This window comes from Mesorhizobium sp. WSM4976, assembly GCF_029625685.1.
Taxonomy (GTDB): Bacteria; Pseudomonadota; Alphaproteobacteria; order Rhizobiales; family Rhizobiaceae; genus Mesorhizobium.
On sequence record NZ_JARTVT010000031.1, the window covers coordinates 24,754 to 40,806 of the forward strand.

Genomic DNA, 16,053 nt, shown 5'->3' on the forward strand with positions numbered 1-16,053 from the left:
ATCAGTTGCCGGGATAGGCCGTGCCGGTGCCCAGGAAGCGCTTCGTGGTCTGTCGGGCAGCTTCCTCGGACTGCGCCTTGCGGGCGGCATCCTCGGCCTCAGCCCGAAATTGCGTCGCGAGCAGCGTCTGAATCTGCATCTGCTGCTTGGTCGAAAGCGCGATCAGCTGGTTGGTGGCCTGGCTTGCCTCGAGCGCACCGGCTGCTCCCTGGCTACGGTTGACGAGGTCGGCAAGCAGGTCGCCGTCGCCACGGACATTCTCGACGATCTGCGATTGGACACCCATGGTCTGGCGGAACGCCTGCATGGCGTTCTGCCAGCGCTCGCGCGCAGCGCTTGCCACATCGCTGACGTTGATCGTGGCGTCGTAGCTTTCCGGATATTGCTGTCGCCACTGGTCCTGAAGCTTACCGAGATCAAAGCTCAAGCCGCTCGCCTGGCCCATCAAACCGTCGATCCGTTGGAGCGAACCGGTAAGCTGCCCAACGGAAGAGAAATCCAGACTCTGAAGATTGCGCGCCATGTTCTGCAACATGGTCGCCTGGTTCTGCAGCGACTGGATCTGGTTGTTGATCTGCTCCAATGCGCGCGCCGCCGAGAGCACGTTCTGCGTATAGTTGGAGGGATCGAAGACAATCAGGGCATAGGCTGGCTGCACACAGTCGGCCAACGGTTTAGCGATCAGGGAAAGAGTGATTAGGCTGGAGAGAAAACGGCGCCGCATCATGACGATTGCTCCATGTCTGGTTGAGGAAATTGCCGGAGAAGATCGGCGGCCCAATCGAGGTCGCGCGCACTGAGAAATCGGGAGGCAAAGCTGTCCTGCCCGTGCTCTGACAGGACGCTGTCGATGAGCGTCTGCGTGGCCGGATCGGACGCGCCGCAAAGCGCAAGCGTGATGGGACCCAAACCCAGCTCGAACAGCCGGTTGCCGCGACGCGATTGCAAATAGTAGTGACGCTTTGGCGTAGCGCGGGCGACGAGCTCGATTTGCCGTTGGTTCAGGCCAAAGCGCTCATAGGCAGCCCGAGCCTGCGGTTCCACGGCACGATCATTAGGAAGAAATATCCGCTGTGGGCAGCTCTCGATGATCGCCGGCGCGATTGACGAGCCGGCAATGTCCGCGAGGGACTGGGTGGCGAACACCACCGACACATTTCTTTTTCGCAGCACCTTCAGCCATTCCCGAATGCGGGCGGCAAAGAGCGGATTGTCGAGATAGACCCAGGCCTCATCAAGCATGAGCAGCGTCGGCCGTCCGTCGAACCGCTCTTCCAGCCGATGAAAAAGATAGGTGAGCACGGGCAGCACAGCGCCTTGGCTGTGCATCAGCTCCTCGGTCTCGAAACACTGGACATCCGACAGGGCAAGCCGATCGTCATCAGCATCGAGCAACCGACCGAAGGGGCCGTCGAGCGTGTAGGGCATCAAGGCAGACTTCAGCGCATTCGACTGAAGCAGGACCGACAACCCGGTCAGCGTGCGTTCTTGCGTCGGCGCGGTGGCAAGGCTGCCAAGCGCGGACCAGATCGCCTCCTTCACCTCGGGCGTGACGGTGACATTCTCATGGGCGATGAGGGCGGCGATCCATTCGACCGCCCAGCTCCGGGTAGCCTGATTGCTGATATTGCGAAGCGGCTGGAAGGCGAGGGAACCGTCAGCCCCTAAGGCGTGATGTTCTCCACCCATGGCAAGTGTTGCTGCGCGAGCCGAGTTGCCTTTGTCGAAGACATAGATTTGCGCGCCGGCATAGCGTCGGAACTGCAGCGCGATCAGAGCAAGCAGCACAGACTTGCCGGCGCCGGTCGGACCGACGATCAGCATATGGCCGACGTCGTCGACATGAGTGGCAAGCCGGAACGGTGTAGACCCGCTGGTTTCGGCGAAGAGAAGCGGCGGGGCTTCGAGCTGGGTGACTTTCGCGAGATGCTGGTTCGTTGACGGGCCGGCCCACACCGAGGACAGCGGCATGAGGTGGGCAAAGTTCAGCGTATGAACGAGCGGCTGCCGTACATTGGCGTAGACATGGCCGGGCAACGAGCCGAGCCACGCCTCGACGGCATTGACGCTTTCGCGGATCGTGGTGAAGCCGAGCCCATTGATGACGCGCTCGACGGCGCGAAGTTTCTCGGCGGCAGCCTGGCGATCCTCGTCCCATACCGTCACGGTCGTGGTGAGATAGCCGAAGCCGACATGATCGCCACCCAACGCCTGAAGGGCTTCGTCGGCATCGAGGGCCTTATTGTCGGCATCGCTGTCGACCAGCGGCACCGGCTCGTTGCTGACGACCTCGCGCAGGATAGCGACGATCGATTTGCGCTTGGCAAACCATTGCCGGCGCAACCGGGTCAGCGTCTTGGTCGCTTCCGACTTGTCGAGCGGAATGAAGCGCGTCATCCAGCGATAGGCAAGATCCTGATGGTTGAGCGCGTCGAGGATCCCGGGCCGGGTTAGGTTCGGGAACCCGAGGATGGTGAGGGTTCGCAGATGCTGCTCGCCCAGGATTGGCTCCAACCCGCCGATGAGCGGCGCATCCACCAGAATGCCGTCGAGATAGATTGGCGTTCCCGGCACGGCGACCGGATGGCGACTGGTCGAGATCGTGCCATGCAGGTAGGTCAGCGTCTCGGCATCGTCGAGCCCGCGCACTTCGGGCATGAAGCCCGACAGGAGATCCAGCACTCGGTCGGTCTCGTCACGGAACCGCGCCAGATCCTCGCGCCAGTCTCTTTCGCCCTCCGAATGATGAGCATCGACGAGCGCGCTCTCTGCCTTCGCTTGGGCGTCCGGCGGCGGCATGAAGAGCAAGGTCAGATGATAGCGGCTCTCGTAGTGCGCGACCTTCCCCTCGAAAGCCGCGCGCCGTTCTTCATCGACCAGCCATGAGGCCGCGTCGGGAAAACGCGAGTGTGGATAGCCCAGGGCTTCGACGCGTTCAGCCTCGAAGAACAATGCCCAGCCGGAGCCGAGGCGTCTGAGCGTATTGTTCGCCCGGGCGCAAATGCCGACGAGCTCTGCTTCCGTCGCGCTTTCGAGATCGGGACCCCGGAATCGCAGCGTCCGCTGGAAGCTGCCGTCCTTGTTGAGCACGATGCCGGGCGCGACGAGTACTGCCCAGGGCAGATGGTCGGCAAGCCGGTCGGCCTTCCGGCGATATTCTGAAAGGTTCAGCATGCCAGCCACCCCCTCAGCCGAAGGTGGCGGACAAGCACGCCGGCAAAGTCCGGATCGCGGCGAGCAGCGAAGACCGCGAGCGTGTGACCAGCAAGCCAGAGCACCAATCCGGCAATCCACTGCTGCAAGCCAAGGCCTACCGCCGCAGCGACCGTGCCGTTGAGGATCGCCACCGCTCGCGGAGCACCGCCGAGCAGGATCGGCTCCGTCAGTGCCCGATGGACCGGCACCTCGAAGCCTTCGATATGCTGTTCTGCGGTGGCCATCAGACAAGCGCCCCGCCACCGAAGGAGAAGAAGGAGAGGAAGAAGCTCGATGCAGCAAAGGCGATCGAGAGGCCGAAGACAATCTGGATCAGCCGGCGGAAGCCGCCTGCCGTGTCGCCGAAGGCAAGGGTCAAGCCGGTGGTGATGATGATGATCACCGCGACGATCTTGGCGACCGGTCCCTGAACCGACTCGAGGATCTGCTGCAGCGGCTGTTCCCACGGCATGCCGGAGCCCGCGGCGTAAGCCTGGGCCGTGATAAGGAACGCGAGCGCGGTGGAGGAAAGAAAGCGGAGCTTCTTGCGCATGAATTGGCCTTTCAAATCTGCTGGAGTTGCGGAAGCGTGAGCTGGGTGACGGCGTAGTCGCCACTGCCGTCGATGCCGGTGACCTCGGCGATCGCGTCGATGCAGCGCGAGGATCCGCGCCCGGCGATGAAGACGACCAGATCGATGGCTTCGGCAATGAGGCGGCGCGGAACAGTGACGACGGCTTCCTGGGCGAGCTGTTCGACACGATAGAGTGCGGAGCGTGCGGAGTTGGCGTGGACGGTGGTGATGCCGCCAGGATGCCCGGTGTTCCAGGCCTTGAGCATGTCGAGCGTTTCCGCGCCCCTCACCTCTCCGACGATGATTCGGTCGGGCCGGAGCCGCAGCGTCGAGCGCACCAGATCCGCAAGTGTGACCGAGCCGCGTCTCGTCCTTAGGGCAACGCAGTCCTTCGCCGCGCATTGCAGTTCGCGAGTATCCTCAATCAGGATCACCCGCTCGTCGCATTCGGCGACTTCGGCCAGCAGGGCATTGGCAAGCGTCGTCTTGCCCGACGAGGTGCCGCCGGCGACCAGAATGTTGCGCCGCTCACGCACCGCCTTCCTGAGCGCATCGGCTTGCAGCGGCAGCATGATCCGGTCGGCGACATAATTGGCCAGCGTGTAGAGCTTTGCCGCCGGCTTGCGGATCGCAAAGCACGGCGCCAGTACGACCGGCGGCAGCAAACCCTCGAAGCGTTCGCCCGATGGCAGTTCGGCGCTGACAATCGGATTGTCGGCATGCGCCTCGGCTCGCGCATGAGAGGCGACCAGGCGAATGATGCGTTCGGCTTCGGAGGGATGCATGGACACGCCGGTGTGGACCCGACCTTCCCCCAGTCTATCGAGCCGCAGCGCCCCGTCGGGATTGACCATAACCTCGATGACCAGTGGATCGGCGAGAGCTTCGGTGATCGCCTGGCCCATGGCGGTGCGCAGCATGGCGCGGCGGCGGTGGTCGGCTTGCGGATTAGAGCTCATCCTTCCCCTCGCACGCCGCTGTCTTTGTCGAGGGAGCGTTTCCCGGACGCGATCTGCCGGCCGACCTGTTCGACGAATTTATCAAAGCGTTCTTGGGCGATGGCCTGCGTTGCCCGATCCGGGACCGGCGTGTGGGCATGCAGCGTGATCGAAAAGCGGATGAAGAGCGCCAAGCTCTCGAGGATCATCTCGGCATCGCGCCTGACGTGGGCGAGGTCGCGGGAAAGACGATCGAGCCTTACGCCGTAGCGGCGGTCGAGCTCGTTCTCCCCACGGCGCTCGATGAAGGCCTCGACCGCCTTCGCAACGATCGCGGATTTGGTGGTCGAGGGATCGCGGCCTAGGTTGTCCAGCTTCTCGCTGAGGTCGGGCTCGAGCAGAAACTGATGACGAATGCGGTGGGGCTTCATGCGGCTTGTTCTCGGCAGGCCGGCATTGCGCCGGCGATGAGAACAAGCATGAGACAGCTGCCAGAAATTGCTTACGGTCGTTATCTACGCCAGAGATACGCTCTCGCTTTTGGCAACCTTCAGAAGCCGGGCACGATGTCCTTGTCGTCGCCGCTGCCCTCGTTCATGCCGTAGGCCCTCGCCGCGGTGGAAATCCGGTCCATCACGCGCTGGTCGGCGAGCGCTTCGCTATCATCATCGGCGGGCTTGAACAGATCGTCCTGATCCGGCTCCTGAGAGGCGGCATCGTGTTCTTCAGGCAAACCGGGATGGCGCTGCTGCTGGACGCCACCCTCGTCTTCGACTGTCGCGCCGGCGCTTTTGTCGCCAGTGGCCAGACGACGGTCAACGCTGCGCACATGCCCTTTCCAGTCGTTCGAGCGAGACGCAGGGCAGTCCGCGTAGGTACTGCCGCGCAGCATGGGCGGAGGCAGTACCCGCTCGGTAAAATTCTGATCCTCGTAATAGCGCAGCTTCTTCGCACGGATGGGCGGCAATCCTGAAACCAGCACCAGTTCGTCCGAGGAGGGCAATTGCATCACTTCGCCCGGCGTCAGCAGCTGTCGCGCGGTCTCCTGTCGACTGACCATCACGTGCGACAGCCAGGGCGCCAGCCGATGGCCGGCATAGTTGCGCATGGATCTGAGTTCCGTCGCCGTGCCGAGCGCATCCGAGATGCGTTTGGCCGTCCGTTCATCATTGGAGGAAAAGGCAATTCGCACATGGCAATTGTCGAGAATGGCGTTGTTCTCGCCATACGCCTTGGAGATCTGGTTCAAGGATTGCGCGATCAGATAGGCACGAATGCCGTATCCCGCCATGAAGGCAAGCGCGGTCTCGAAGAAGTCGAGGCGACCGAGTGCCGGGAATTCGTCGAGCATCATCAGCAGTTGGTGCCTTCTGCTCTTCTTCGGATCTCCCTCCAGGCGCTCGGTCAGCCGCCGGCCGATCTGATTGAGCACCAGTCGGACCAGTGGCTTGGTGCGGGAGATGTCAGATGGCGGCACCACCAGGTAGAGCGACATTGGGCGCTCGGCATCCATGAGATCGGCTATGCGCCAGTCGCAGCCCGATGTTGCCGCGGCTACGGTCGGGTCGCGATAGAGACCGAGAAAGGACATCGCAGTTGAGAGAACGCCCGAACGTTCGTTCTCTGACTTGTTAAGCACCTCGCGTGCCGCCGAAGCCACTACAGGATGGACCTGAGGTCTGTCCGCCGCGCCAATGTGGTTGGTCGTCATCATTCGCTGCAGCGTCGCGGTAAACGAGCGTTGCGGGTCTGACAGGAAGGTGGCGACGCGGGCGAGTGTCTTTTCCTCTTCGGCGTAGAGCACGTGCAGGATGGCGCCGACCAATAGCGAGTGACTGGTCTTCTCCCAATGATTGCGCCGCTCGAGCGCACCTTCCGGATCGACCAAGATGTCGGCAATGTTCTGGACGTCACGGACTTCATTCGATCCCTTGCGCACTTCCAGCAGCGGATTATAGCGAGCCGACCTCGGGTCGGTAGGATTGAACAAAAGGGAATAGGAGAACTTCGATCGCCAGCCAGACGTCAGCTGCCAATTCTCGCCTTTGATATCGTGAATGACGGCCGAGCCAGTCCAGGAGAGAAGCGTTGGAATGACCAACCCGACGCCCTTGCCTGAACGTGTCGGAGCAAAGGCCATGACGTGCTCCGGGCCATTGTGCCGTAGATATCGGTCATTCAGCTTGCCGAGGAAAACGCCCGCGGGCCGAAACAGCCCTGCTTTTTCGATTTCCTGTTTCACCGCCCATCGTGAAGAGCCATAGGTGGTGACCAGTCCGCGCTGCCGTGCGCGCCACAGCGAACCGGCGACCGCGGCTGCACAGCCCAAGAACCCGCTGGCGCCGGCAAGCGCGCCTGCTTGGTCAAAGATCTCGGGCGCGTAGGCGTCGAAATGGAACCACCATTCGAACAGTTTCCATGGTTTGTAGATCCGCCATCCCGCCGCGACGAACCACGGCGCGCCGAGTTGCGGCTGATAGCCGAGCATGTGAGCGCACCATTGCGTTGCCGCCCATACACCAACGACGACAATCACGAACACAAGGGCGATCTGCCCGATCAGCAGCTTCGTGGGCGTCATTTCTTGGCTCGCTGGACTGCAACTTAGCATCGCCCGGCCAATGCCCAATCGCGAATGCGGCTCACGTACGATTGGGTGCGATCACTCGCTATGTGCTGCCGCCGAAAGGAACCGGGGCATGAAAAAATGGCCAGCTCCGGTGCTGAAACTGCTAGCGAGCAAGCTCAAGTCCGCCGAGCTCATTGCTACGGCGTCCAACTCGGTCGAGAAGTGCGAGGCTGACTTTTACGTCGTCTCGAAGGATTTTCCCCGGCCGTTGCGGCGCAGGGACTGGAGATTCCGCGCGATCTCGCCGAAATAAAAGCGATTGCGGCCCAGTTCGACATGGACATTCTGGGCCGCCCCTGGTCGTCGCTGGACCTAAGCTTAAGTCGAAAGCGACTGCTGGAAAGCCTGGCCGGGCGGTATTAGCGGCCCACGGTTCCGCGCCGCCTGCAGCAGTTCCTCCTGCTCGGTGAGCCCATTCAGGAACATCTTGAACAGGTGAGCCGCAAGCCTCTGCCCACGCACGCTGTCGAGTTCAATCCCGCGCTCCTGGCACAGGGTTTTATGGACGCCCGCCAGCATGGCAAGTTCATCGTCCATGACAACATGGCCGGGATACAACATAGCCTCCTCCTTGAAAAAGCTACGAGTGAGACGGGATGATATCGCCGTCGCTCGCGCTTGCAACCATCTGGTAGCTGACTCCTTGGAACATAACAAGAACATAGTCCTACACATTTTCAGGAGGTCCCATTGCCTGACCGTCGTAAGCCCCTCGCTCTCCATGATCGCAACGTGTCGCAGTGGCTTGGCGCTGACCGCACCGTGATCGACGGACCTTTCGATGAAACGAGTTCCCTCGTCGCCGGTAATGGCTTTGGGACGCCACGAACATGGCGGAAGCCGTTGCTGGGTTAAGCGGTGACCCGAACCCGATGCCTGGCAATAGCCAGATCGAGACCCGTCCCATCGACAGGGTCGCCTGAATAACGGATTACGCTTTCTGCTGCAGTCCCACCGCCAGACGGAGCCAGCGGAACCTATTTCATCCCGCCCTGTTTCGGATTGAGCGACCGAAGAGGACAAACAATGAGATCAAAATCATCGCGGGACATGCCAGGTCCGAGACCCCGGAAGGACAAAGAGCGGGATACCGAGGAGGCGGCTGCCAAGACGCCCGACAAGACCAATGACTGGGATCGCGACCTCGTCCATGGGGATGGTGAAAGCACAGGGATAAAGCCCGAGCAGGGCGTGGACTCGAAATAGTCCAAAGACGGCCACGGCAGACTTGGCCTCGAGGAAACCGTTTCTTGCCCGCTTTGAGGCCTCGCCGCTCGCGGGCTAGACTGGCTCGATGATCTTCAGACTGACGTTTCTTGGCACCTCGGCCAGCGTACCCTCTGCCGAGCGAAATCACCCTGCCCTGCTTGTCGAGGCCGGAGGCCACCGAATTCTGGTCGACTGCGGGGAAGGCACGCAGCGCCAGCTGCTGCGCAGCGGCGCCGACTTCAGGCGGCTTCATCGCCTGTTGCTCACGCATGCACATTTCGACCATATCCTTGGCATCCCCGGCCTGTTCTCGACACTCCGGTTGCGGCAAAGGGATGATCTCCTGACCGTCCATGGAGGCTCGGATACCCTCGAGGTCGTTGTGCGCATGCTCGGAGGTCTGTGGGGTGAAGGACGAGCGCCGATCCCACTGACGCTTGAGCCGCTGACGCCCGGCCGGTTTTTTGACGCGGGGGAATTCATGATCGACTGCTTTCAGGTTCTCCACCGCGACACAGATAGCTATGGCTTCGTGTTCGAAACGCCGCCGCGCCGCCACCTTCGCGCCGAGCACCTCAAGTCTCTGGGCGTGCCAGACGGTCCAGTCAGGAAGGAACTGGCAGAAGGCCGGCCTATAACCCTCGCAGATGGCCGAACAGTTGCGTCCGAAGACGTGTTGGGTCCGCCGGAACGAGGCAAGAAGCTGGTCATCATCGGCGATACGGAGTCGACCGATGGACTCGCAGAACATGTCCGCAGCGCCGACCTTCTGGTGATCGAGGCCACCTTCCTGGAACGAGATGCGGCCTTGGCGCGCGACTATGGTCATCTCACGGCTGCGCAGGCAGCATCTTTGGCAGCGACGAGCAACGTGAAGCAGCTCATTCTTACGCATATCTCCGGCCGCTATGCCGACGAAGAAATCCTTGCGGAAGCCATGCGGGCATTTCCGAACAGCCGTATTGCGGCTGATCTCGATGTGCTCATCATATAGGGGCCGACAATGACATTCAGGCTAGGCATCATCTCTGACACGCACGGCCTGCTGAGGCCTGAGGCGGAACGACGCCTAGCCGGGGTGAACCACATCATCCATGGCGGCGACATCGGCAGTCCTGAAATCATCACCGCGCTTCAGCAGATCGCGCCGGTTACCGTCATCAGAGGAAACGTCGATACAGCTGAATGGGCTGCTACCTACGCCGATACGGCGCTGGTGCGGCTGGCGGGCCGAACATTCTACGTCCTCCACGATCTGAAAACACTGCAGGTCTCACCAACAGCACTCGGTATCGACATGGTCGTGTCGGGCCACTCCCATGTGCCGAAACTCAAAACCGTCGACGGTGTGCTCTATCTTAATCCGGGCAGCGCCGGTCGCCGTCGTTTCAAGTTGCCGATCACGCTTGCAACGGTTGATATCACGCCTGCCGGTCTACAGCCGGCCATTCACGATCTAAGTAGCGGCTAAGGCGCGGGCTCAAGGCGATCGCACGCCGGGCCGGTACGCACCGGCTGAATCAACGCATCCGCGCGCGACCAATGACCTCAAGTAGACTCCTCGAAACGCGCCGAGTGAAGAATTCAACAATGCCTTCTATGCGACTTCCGGAGCGCGAATGGGCAGACGTCGAGGGCACCTCATATCCTTCTTGACGGCAAACTAGCTCTGCCCTTTCTGCGGTTCAGGTAATCGGAGAGCTGCACCCATCCACCGAGCGTCGAAACCAAAGAAGCAGTCCTGCGTTGGACGCGATTGAGCCATTTTCCTCTTAGAGTATGGGGCGGTGAAAGTGACCAAGCGAAAGGCAGTCGATGGGTTGCGCGCTCGTCAAACGAAGCCGCCTCCGCTTGAGCAAGGTACATTAAGGCCGCCCAGTTTTAGGCCTGTCCAGCTCGCAAAGCTGGTGGACACCGTCCCCGCCGGCGACCGCTGGATCCACGAAATGAAATATGACGGCTACCGCATTCTCGTGGCCGTGGGCGGCGGAGAGGCGCGCGCCTACACGCGCTCCGGCCTGGACTGGTCCGGCCGGTTCCCCTCTGTCCTGTCGGAGGCACGCAAGCTCAAGGTTCGCTCCGCGCTCATCGATGGCGAGGCAGTTGTCATCGACGCCGAGGGGCGATCGAGTTTCCAGGCGCTCCAGAACGCCTTGAAGGGCGCTCCCGCGAGCATCGATTTTTATGCCTTCGACCTGCTCCAGCTCGACGGCGAAGACCTGACGAGGCTTCCGCTCCTTGAGCGAAAGAAGAAGCTGCAGCAAATCTTGCCCGAGAAGAGCCCTGTTCTTCGCTATTCCGACCATATCCAAGGTCGTGGGGAAGAATTGCTAAGCCGCTTCTGCGAGGCCGGCCTTGAGGGGGTCATCTCCAAGCTGGCGGATTCGGACTATGTCGGCGCCCGCGATGGAAGCTGGCTGAAGATCAAATGCATAAAACGCCAGGAATTCGTGATCGTAGGCTGGACGCCGTCGGACAAGGATCGCGCGTTCAGATCGCTTATTCTTGGGGTCCATGAGGGCGGAAAGCTGCGCTTTGCCGGCAAGGTCGGGACCGGTTTCGATACCGCCGAGATGGCGCGGCTGATGAAGACCATGGCTCCGCTGGAGCAGAAGGCCGCCACAGTCGAAGCACCGCGCGCGGAGGTCCGCGGCGCGCATTGGCTGCATCCGAGACTTGTCGCCGAGATCGCCTATACCGAAATGACCAATGAAGGAACACTGCGCCATCCAAGCTATCTCGGTCTGCGCGAGGACAAGAAGCCGGAAGCCGTTGCTCTTGAGACGGAACATCACACTGCGACGCTGCCGCCGTCGGCGACAAGCACGATCGCGATCAGCAATCGCGGCCGTGTCATCTACCCCGAATCCAACATCACCAAGGGAGAGCTTGCCGATTATTATGCCGACGTCGCCGCGATCATGCTTCCCTGGGCCGGCAACAGGCCGATCAGCCTTGTCCGCTGTCCGCAGGGCCGCGCCAAGAAATGCTTCTTCCAGAAGCATGACGCCGGGAGCTTCGGCGACAAGGTCCATCACGTCGGGATCACAGAAAAGGACGGGCATGAGGAGCCCTATCTTTATATCGACGACACCGAGGGGCTGATGACCTGTGTACAGATGGGGACGATCGAGTTCCATGGCTGGGGAGCGCGGATCGAAGACGTCGAGAAGGCCGATCGCCTGGTGTTTGACCTCGACCCCGACGAGGGGCTGGATTTCGAGGCGGTGCGTGCCGCCGCGTTCCAGTTCCGGGACATTCTCAAATCGCTTGGGCTAACCACCTTCCCAATGTTGACGGGCGGCAAGGGCGTCCATGTGATCGCGCCGCTCACGCCCCGGGCCGAATGGCCCGAGGTGAAGGCCTTCGCCTCCGGGCTGGCCCAGGCGGTCGCCCGGACCGATCCCTCTCACTTCACGGCCGTATTGTCGAAGGCGAAACGGAAGGGGCGGATCTTTGTCGACTACCTGCGCAACCAGCGCGGCGCGACGGCAATCATGCCGTACAGCGTTAGGTCCCGACCGGGTGCTCCGATCGCGGCACCGATCACTTGGGCGGAGATGAAGACTATAGATGCGCCCTCGCATTTCCATGTCGGCGATGCTGGTGAATTGAAGAAACGCGCAGCCAGCAAATCTCTGGCGGGGTGGGGTCGAGCCGACCAATTTTTGCCAGATCTGTAGCCCCGCTCCGCTATTGGCAGCAAGACTGGTTTAGGGCTTCGCTACCTGGCTTGAATGGAACCTGCCAAGGTTGGCCCCGTTTGCATCGACCATGGCAAAAACCGATCCGCGGACAGTCGCCAGCCTGCTCAGGGAATACGCGCATCGCACGTCGCTGCGCGGAGACAATCCCTATCGCACCAAGGCTTACCTGCGCGCGGCCGATAGTTTGGCTGCGTTGTCACAGCCGCTCGATCGGATGATCGCCGAGGGCGCCCTCACCAGAATCCCCGGGATCGGTGATGCGATCGCAGACATTGTGCGCAAGCTCTATGAAACGGGCACGCATCCACGCCTTGAGAAGCTGCGCCAGGAGGTGCCGGCCGGTGTAATGGAGCTTTTTACTGTACCAGGGCTTCGGCCCGATAAGATCCTGAAGCTTCACCAGGCGCTCGGCGTGAACTCGTTGGCTGACCTCGAAGCCGTAGCAAAGGCAGATCGCATCCGGTCAGTCAAAGGCCTCGGTGCTTCGCTTCAGACAAAGATCCTGCAAAACTTGGCCATCGCTCGAAGCGGCGAGACACAGCTTCACCTGCACAAGGCCGCGGCCCTCCTTGAGCATGCGGTCATATCTTTGAAGCAAGAGCATCCCGAGTTTTCGCGGGTGGAAATCGCCGGTGATTTCCGGCGCGGTTGCGAACTTGTTGCCGACCTCGCGCTGGTCGCACTTGGGAAGAGGCGGACCGAAACCGAGCAGTCTACGCTCAGGCTTGTCGGCACGGACAAGAAGCATTTTGGCGCCAGCCTCCTCGAAGCCACCGGTTCGGCGGCCCATCTTGAGCGATTGAAGACCTACGCGACCGAGAGAGGGTTCGCCCTCAAACGCGATGGGCTCTACCGCGGCAGAAAGCTGATCGCATCAGCGACAGAGGCGCAAATCTACGAAGCGTTGGACCTGCAGTTCATCGAGCCTGAATTGCGCGAAGGCAGAGATGAGATTGAGCGGGCAGCCAGCCAGCAACTACCTCCTCTCGTTCGGGACGAAGATCTCCATGGGATCCTCCATTCTCACACGACCGCATCCGACGGCACCGAGACGCTTGAAGCAATGGCCGAAGCGACACGTAAGCGCGGGTTCGAGTATTACGGTGTTGCCGACCATTCACAGTCTGCCCACTACGCGGGTGGACTCTCGTTGCAGGAGATTGCTGAACAGCACCGCGAAGCCGATCGGCTGAACAGGAAGTACGGTGGAGAATTTCGCATCCTCAAGGGCATTGAGGCAGACATCCTGGCCGACGGTTCGCTTGATTATCCGGACCACATCTTGAAGCAGTTCGATTTTGTTGTCGCGAGCGTGCACAGCCGTTTCAGGTTGCCTGAAAAAGAGCAGACGGAACGCATCATTGCGGCAGTCGCGAACCCCGTCACTACAATCATCGGCCACATGACCGGTCGCCAATTGTTGCGTCGTCCCGGCTATGATCTAGACGTCGAAAAAGTCCTCCGAGCATGCGCGAGATATGGAGTCGCTGTCGAAATCAACGCGCATCCGTGGCGGCTCGATCTCGACTGGCGGTGGCATCAGAAGGCACTCGACTACGGCTGCATCTTCAGCATCAATCCGGACGCTCATTCAATCCGCGAACTCGATCACATGCATTGGGGTGTCGAGATGGCCCGCAAGGGAGGTATCCCCTGGACGAGGGTTCTCAACGCGATGAGTGGGGCGGATCTGCTTGCGCACCTTGCAAAGCGCAAGAGCACGTCTGGGACCAGCGGTAAGCGTCGCTCGCCTGCGCGGAATGCAGCCGCATCAGGGTCGAGTTCCCAGAGGCCGCATAAAGGAACTGTTCTCGGAAACAGTCGCTGAGGGCGGCCATAGCGCGCTCCTTTCTGTGGCGGTCCACATGCTCGTTGCAAGTTAAGCGAGAGCATGAAAAGGCGCTCTGCTACCCAGCATTTAGGCCGGGGTTTTTGCGTTTTGGAGCCGAGGAACTTTTCCCCGTGGACGAAGTTGGGGATCGTCTTGGTTGGGGAAGAAGGCCATAGCCATGCAAAGTCGTAAGCCCGTCAAGGCCGCGCTCGCCAATCAGATCGATGCGGTTCGGCAGAGTATTTCGTTGCTACAGTCAGAGGTAGGCACCGGCTCGAGGCCGAACCGGAAATCCTGGCGTTCCGGATATGAGTTGAAGGCCAAAAAGGAGCGCCTTGCCCGATTGGAGAAAGTACTGGCGGACTATCCTTCAGGTCGACTGGGCCAAGTGATGGCTCCCTTCCCCAAAATCGCGAGACCTCTATCGCCAATGTCACCGCTCAGGACGCTATTGATAAAGGTGGCCGGGACGTTCCTGGTCACCTGGTCAACAGATCAGACACCTTTCGACATCAGAGTTTCAGCGGGCTCCACGCCCGCGACAGGTAACGCTGCGATGTCGGTGAAAATTCACGACCCTTGACGCGCCAACATCTGCACGGCCGACCACTGCCGCAACAGACCGAATAGCCAGCCATTAGTCAGTGCACGAACCGACTTCTCAGCCAAGCCAAAATACCATTGCCGGTAATGATCCTGCGGACGCGCCCGGCAGCCCAGCCAGCGGGCATGGTTGTGCCGACATGGCAGCTGCAGACGATTTCATGCAGTTGCCAATCCGAGAGTTCAAAGAAGCGTTTGGCTTCGCCATAAGTATCTGACTGCAAGCCCGAGACCCTGAGCAGCGGATCCTCGAACGCAACTGTGAGTGGTGACCCCGCCTCGCGTGCTTCTTCCCGAATGTCGAGATGGACATGCTCGGTGGTAGTGAGCGCGGTGAGGCATCGCGACGGGTTCCGGTCTAGCAATTCTGCCCATCTCTCTATCTTTTCTGCCCTTGTCGTAAGCCGCGAGAGCGGATTGACATCCGCAACAGAGTGCAATTGGTCGAGTGTTCGGTGTTTCATGACTGGGCTCCATCTGCCGGGTAGCCCGCATGCGAGTCAGGCCCGCATGTGGCAAGCTGAGATCAATTCCGGTCGGGTCGGATGGTTCCGCGTTCTGCTGCGACATCGGCGGCGGGGCGACGATACCCTTGATCGACAATACGCGCGGCTTGTGGGAGCGGGTCGAGAGGAAGGCGGCGTGAGCTGAAGCAGGGCGGCTGTGCCGGCTCGTAGCCTCAGCCCGAGCCTTCCGCCGAAGATCCTGGTGGCCGACGGATCCGCGATCTCCGCTTCATTCGAGTGCCCAGGCTCGATCGAGCAGCGCTGCCGGTAGCAAGCTCCACCGATTTTCGGGAATACGGCGACGAAGCCCAGCGTTGAAGATATTGAAGGGACGGCCGCCCCCGCCGCTGTGGAACCTCCCGAATACCTTAAGGTCGCGCATCGGACGGGACGTTGAACTCCTTGCAACCATTGGAGAACCCTCATGCGAACTCTTATCATTCTTGCAGCGTTTTCGTTGCTTGCCGGCCCCGCATCGGCAGCCGACCACCTCTTCACCGCCACATCGGCAGGCGGCTTGACGACCTCAAGCCAACCCTTCCAGAACGGCACAAACAACAGCGCTCCAACCGCCGATACGGTGCCCGGCCAGGGTAGTCCGCTGTCCGGTGCCGAGCATACCGTGCCGGCCACCGACACGCAGACAGGTGCTTCGCTCAGGACGATGCCGTCGGCCACCACGGGCAAGACTGCGCCGTCTGCCAACGCCCACTGACATTCGCTTCACCTCCGAGCGCTCTCTGGGCGGCACCCATAGATCATCATGGGTGTCCCCAAGGCGGATAAGTGGAGCCAAGCAAGACTGTATCGCCCTCGCGTCAGTTGTCACGCGCATCCACCGTCCGGGAACCGGCCGAGCGC

General features: G+C 61.1%; 16 protein-coding genes. 7 read left to right on the top strand and 9 right to left on the bottom strand.

The annotated features are described in order from the left end of the window. Window position 1: 1 nt before the first annotated feature. From trbJ to P9272_RS29745, 7 genes are all read right to left on the bottom strand, one after another. Window positions 2–727 (bottom strand): P-type conjugative transfer protein TrbJ, encoded by a 726-nt coding sequence (gene trbJ / locus P9272_RS29715; RefSeq protein ID WP_278163338.1) that lies wholly within the window; start codon window positions 725–727, stop codon window positions 2–4. Further along, window positions 724–3,174 carry a conjugal transfer protein TrbE gene (gene trbE / locus P9272_RS29720; protein ID WP_278163339.1) on the bottom strand — a complete coding sequence of 817 codons (2,451 nt, stop codon included), beginning with the start codon at window positions 3,172–3,174 and terminating at the stop codon, window positions 724–726. The genes trbJ and trbE overlap by 4 nt, the downstream gene beginning before the upstream one ends. After that, window positions 3,168–3,440 (bottom strand): VirB3 family type IV secretion system protein, encoded by a 273-nt coding sequence (locus tag P9272_RS29725; RefSeq protein ID WP_278163341.1) that lies wholly within the window; start codon window positions 3,438–3,440, stop codon window positions 3,168–3,170. Before P9272_RS29725 ends, trbE begins: the two co-directional genes overlap by 7 nt. Next, window positions 3,440–3,748 carry a TrbC/VirB2 family protein gene (locus tag P9272_RS29730; protein WP_278163343.1) on the bottom strand — a complete coding sequence of 103 codons (309 nt, stop codon included), beginning with the start codon at window positions 3,746–3,748 and terminating at the stop codon, window positions 3,440–3,442. Before P9272_RS29730 ends, P9272_RS29725 begins: the two co-directional genes overlap by 1 nt. A gap of 11 nt (window positions 3,749–3,759) precedes the next feature. Then, window positions 3,760–4,728, bottom strand: a complete 969-nt coding sequence (trbB, locus tag P9272_RS29735; protein ID WP_278163345.1) for a P-type conjugative transfer ATPase TrbB — start codon at window positions 4,726–4,728, stop codon at window positions 3,760–3,762. Then, a complete protein-coding gene (locus P9272_RS29740; protein WP_278163347.1) occupies window positions 4,725–5,138 on the bottom strand; it encodes a CopG family transcriptional regulator in 414 nt (137 codons plus the stop codon). Before P9272_RS29740 ends, trbB begins: the two co-directional genes overlap by 4 nt. A 119-nt stretch (window positions 5,139–5,257) precedes the next feature. Continuing rightward, on the bottom strand, window positions 5,258–7,288 hold the full coding sequence (locus tag P9272_RS29745) for a conjugal transfer protein TraG (RefSeq protein ID WP_278163431.1): 2,031 nt from the start codon (window positions 7,286–7,288) through the stop codon (window positions 5,258–5,260). 118 nt (window positions 7,289–7,406) lie between these two features. Between P9272_RS29745 and P9272_RS29750 the strand changes: the two genes are divergently transcribed. Further along, window positions 7,407–7,589, top strand: a complete 183-nt coding sequence (locus P9272_RS29750) for a hypothetical protein (RefSeq protein WP_278163349.1) — start codon at window positions 7,407–7,409, stop codon at window positions 7,587–7,589. Between the two features lie 65 nt (window positions 7,590–7,654). On the opposite strand, the gene P9272_RS29755 is transcribed toward P9272_RS29750, so the two are convergent. Beyond that, window positions 7,655–7,897, bottom strand: coding sequence for a hypothetical protein (locus P9272_RS29755; protein ID WP_278163351.1), 243 nt, complete (start codon window positions 7,895–7,897; stop codon window positions 7,655–7,657). Between the two features lie 736 nt (window positions 7,898–8,633). On the opposite strand from P9272_RS29755, the gene rnz reads away from it, so the two are divergent. From rnz to P9272_RS29780, 5 genes are all read left to right on the top strand, one after another. Next, entirely contained in the window at window positions 8,634–9,539 is a 906-nt protein-coding gene (gene rnz / locus P9272_RS29760) for a ribonuclease Z (RefSeq protein WP_278163433.1), read from the top strand. 9 nt (window positions 9,540–9,548) lie between these two features. Further along, window positions 9,549–10,016 carry a metallophosphoesterase family protein gene (locus P9272_RS29765; RefSeq protein ID WP_278163353.1) on the top strand — a complete coding sequence of 156 codons (468 nt, stop codon included), beginning with the start codon at window positions 9,549–9,551 and terminating at the stop codon, window positions 10,014–10,016. A gap of 322 nt (window positions 10,017–10,338) precedes the next feature. Continuing rightward, complete coding sequence (ligD, locus tag P9272_RS29770; RefSeq protein ID WP_278163356.1) at window positions 10,339–12,228, top strand: DNA ligase D; 1,890 nt, start codon at window positions 10,339–10,341, stop codon at window positions 12,226–12,228. 91 nt (window positions 12,229–12,319) lie between these two features. Next, entirely contained in the window at window positions 12,320–14,080 is a 1,761-nt protein-coding gene (locus P9272_RS29775; protein ID WP_278163357.1) for a DNA polymerase/3'-5' exonuclease PolX, read from the top strand. A gap of 160 nt (window positions 14,081–14,240) precedes the next feature. Continuing rightward, complete coding sequence (locus P9272_RS29780; protein ID WP_278163359.1) at window positions 14,241–14,666, top strand: hypothetical protein; 426 nt, start codon at window positions 14,241–14,243, stop codon at window positions 14,664–14,666. A 58-nt stretch (window positions 14,667–14,724) separates the two neighbouring features. Here the strand turns inward: P9272_RS29780 and P9272_RS29785 are convergent, their stop codons facing one another. Then, the gene (locus P9272_RS29785; RefSeq protein WP_278163361.1) at window positions 14,725–15,150 is read right to left on the bottom strand and encodes a hypothetical protein; all 426 of its coding nucleotides are present in this window, start codon (window positions 15,148–15,150) and stop codon (window positions 14,725–14,727) included. A 466-nt stretch (window positions 15,151–15,616) separates the two neighbouring features. Here P9272_RS29785 and P9272_RS29790 point away from each other — a divergent pair, with 466 nt between their 5' ends. Then, window positions 15,617–15,907, top strand: coding sequence for a hypothetical protein (locus P9272_RS29790; protein WP_278163363.1), 291 nt, complete (start codon window positions 15,617–15,619; stop codon window positions 15,905–15,907). Window positions 15,908–16,053 lie beyond the last annotated feature (146 nt).

Bases quoted from the DNA above. Each gene is read 5' to 3' on its own strand.
- P9272_RS29785 (WP_278163361.1), bottom strand. From the start codon at position 15,150: ATGAAACACCGAACACTCGACCAATTGCACTCTGTTGCGGATGTCAAT.
- P9272_RS29790 (WP_278163363.1), top strand. From the start codon at position 15,617: ATGCGAACTCTTATCATTCTTGCAGCGTTTTCGTTGCTTGCCGGCCCC.
- P9272_RS29730 (WP_278163343.1), bottom strand. From the start codon at position 3,748: ATGCGCAAGAAGCTCCGCTTTCTTTCCTCCACCGCGCTCGCGTTCCTT.
- P9272_RS29725 (WP_278163341.1), bottom strand. From the start codon at position 3,440: ATGGCCACCGCAGAACAGCATATCGAAGGCTTCGAGGTGCCGGTCCAT.
- P9272_RS29755 (WP_278163351.1), bottom strand. From the start codon at position 7,897: ATGTTGTATCCCGGCCATGTTGTCATGGACGATGAACTTGCCATGCTG.
- P9272_RS29775 (WP_278163357.1), top strand. From the start codon at position 12,320: ATGGCAAAAACCGATCCGCGGACAGTCGCCAGCCTGCTCAGGGAATAC.
- trbE (WP_278163339.1), bottom strand. From the start codon at position 3,174: ATGCTGAACCTTTCAGAATATCGCCGGAAGGCCGACCGGCTTGCCGAC.
- P9272_RS29765 (WP_278163353.1), top strand. From the start codon at position 9,549: ATGACATTCAGGCTAGGCATCATCTCTGACACGCACGGCCTGCTGAGG.
- P9272_RS29750 (WP_278163349.1), top strand. From the start codon at position 7,407: ATGAAAAAATGGCCAGCTCCGGTGCTGAAACTGCTAGCGAGCAAGCTC.
- P9272_RS29740 (WP_278163347.1), bottom strand. From the start codon at position 5,138: ATGAAGCCCCACCGCATTCGTCATCAGTTTCTGCTCGAGCCCGACCTC.
- P9272_RS29745 (WP_278163431.1), bottom strand. From the start codon at position 7,288: ATGACGCCCACGAAGCTGCTGATCGGGCAGATCGCCCTTGTGTTCGTG.
- trbB (WP_278163345.1), bottom strand. From the start codon at position 4,728: ATGAGCTCTAATCCGCAAGCCGACCACCGCCGCCGCGCCATGCTGCGC.
- trbJ (WP_278163338.1), bottom strand. From the start codon at position 727: ATGATGCGGCGCCGTTTTCTCTCCAGCCTAATCACTCTTTCCCTGATC.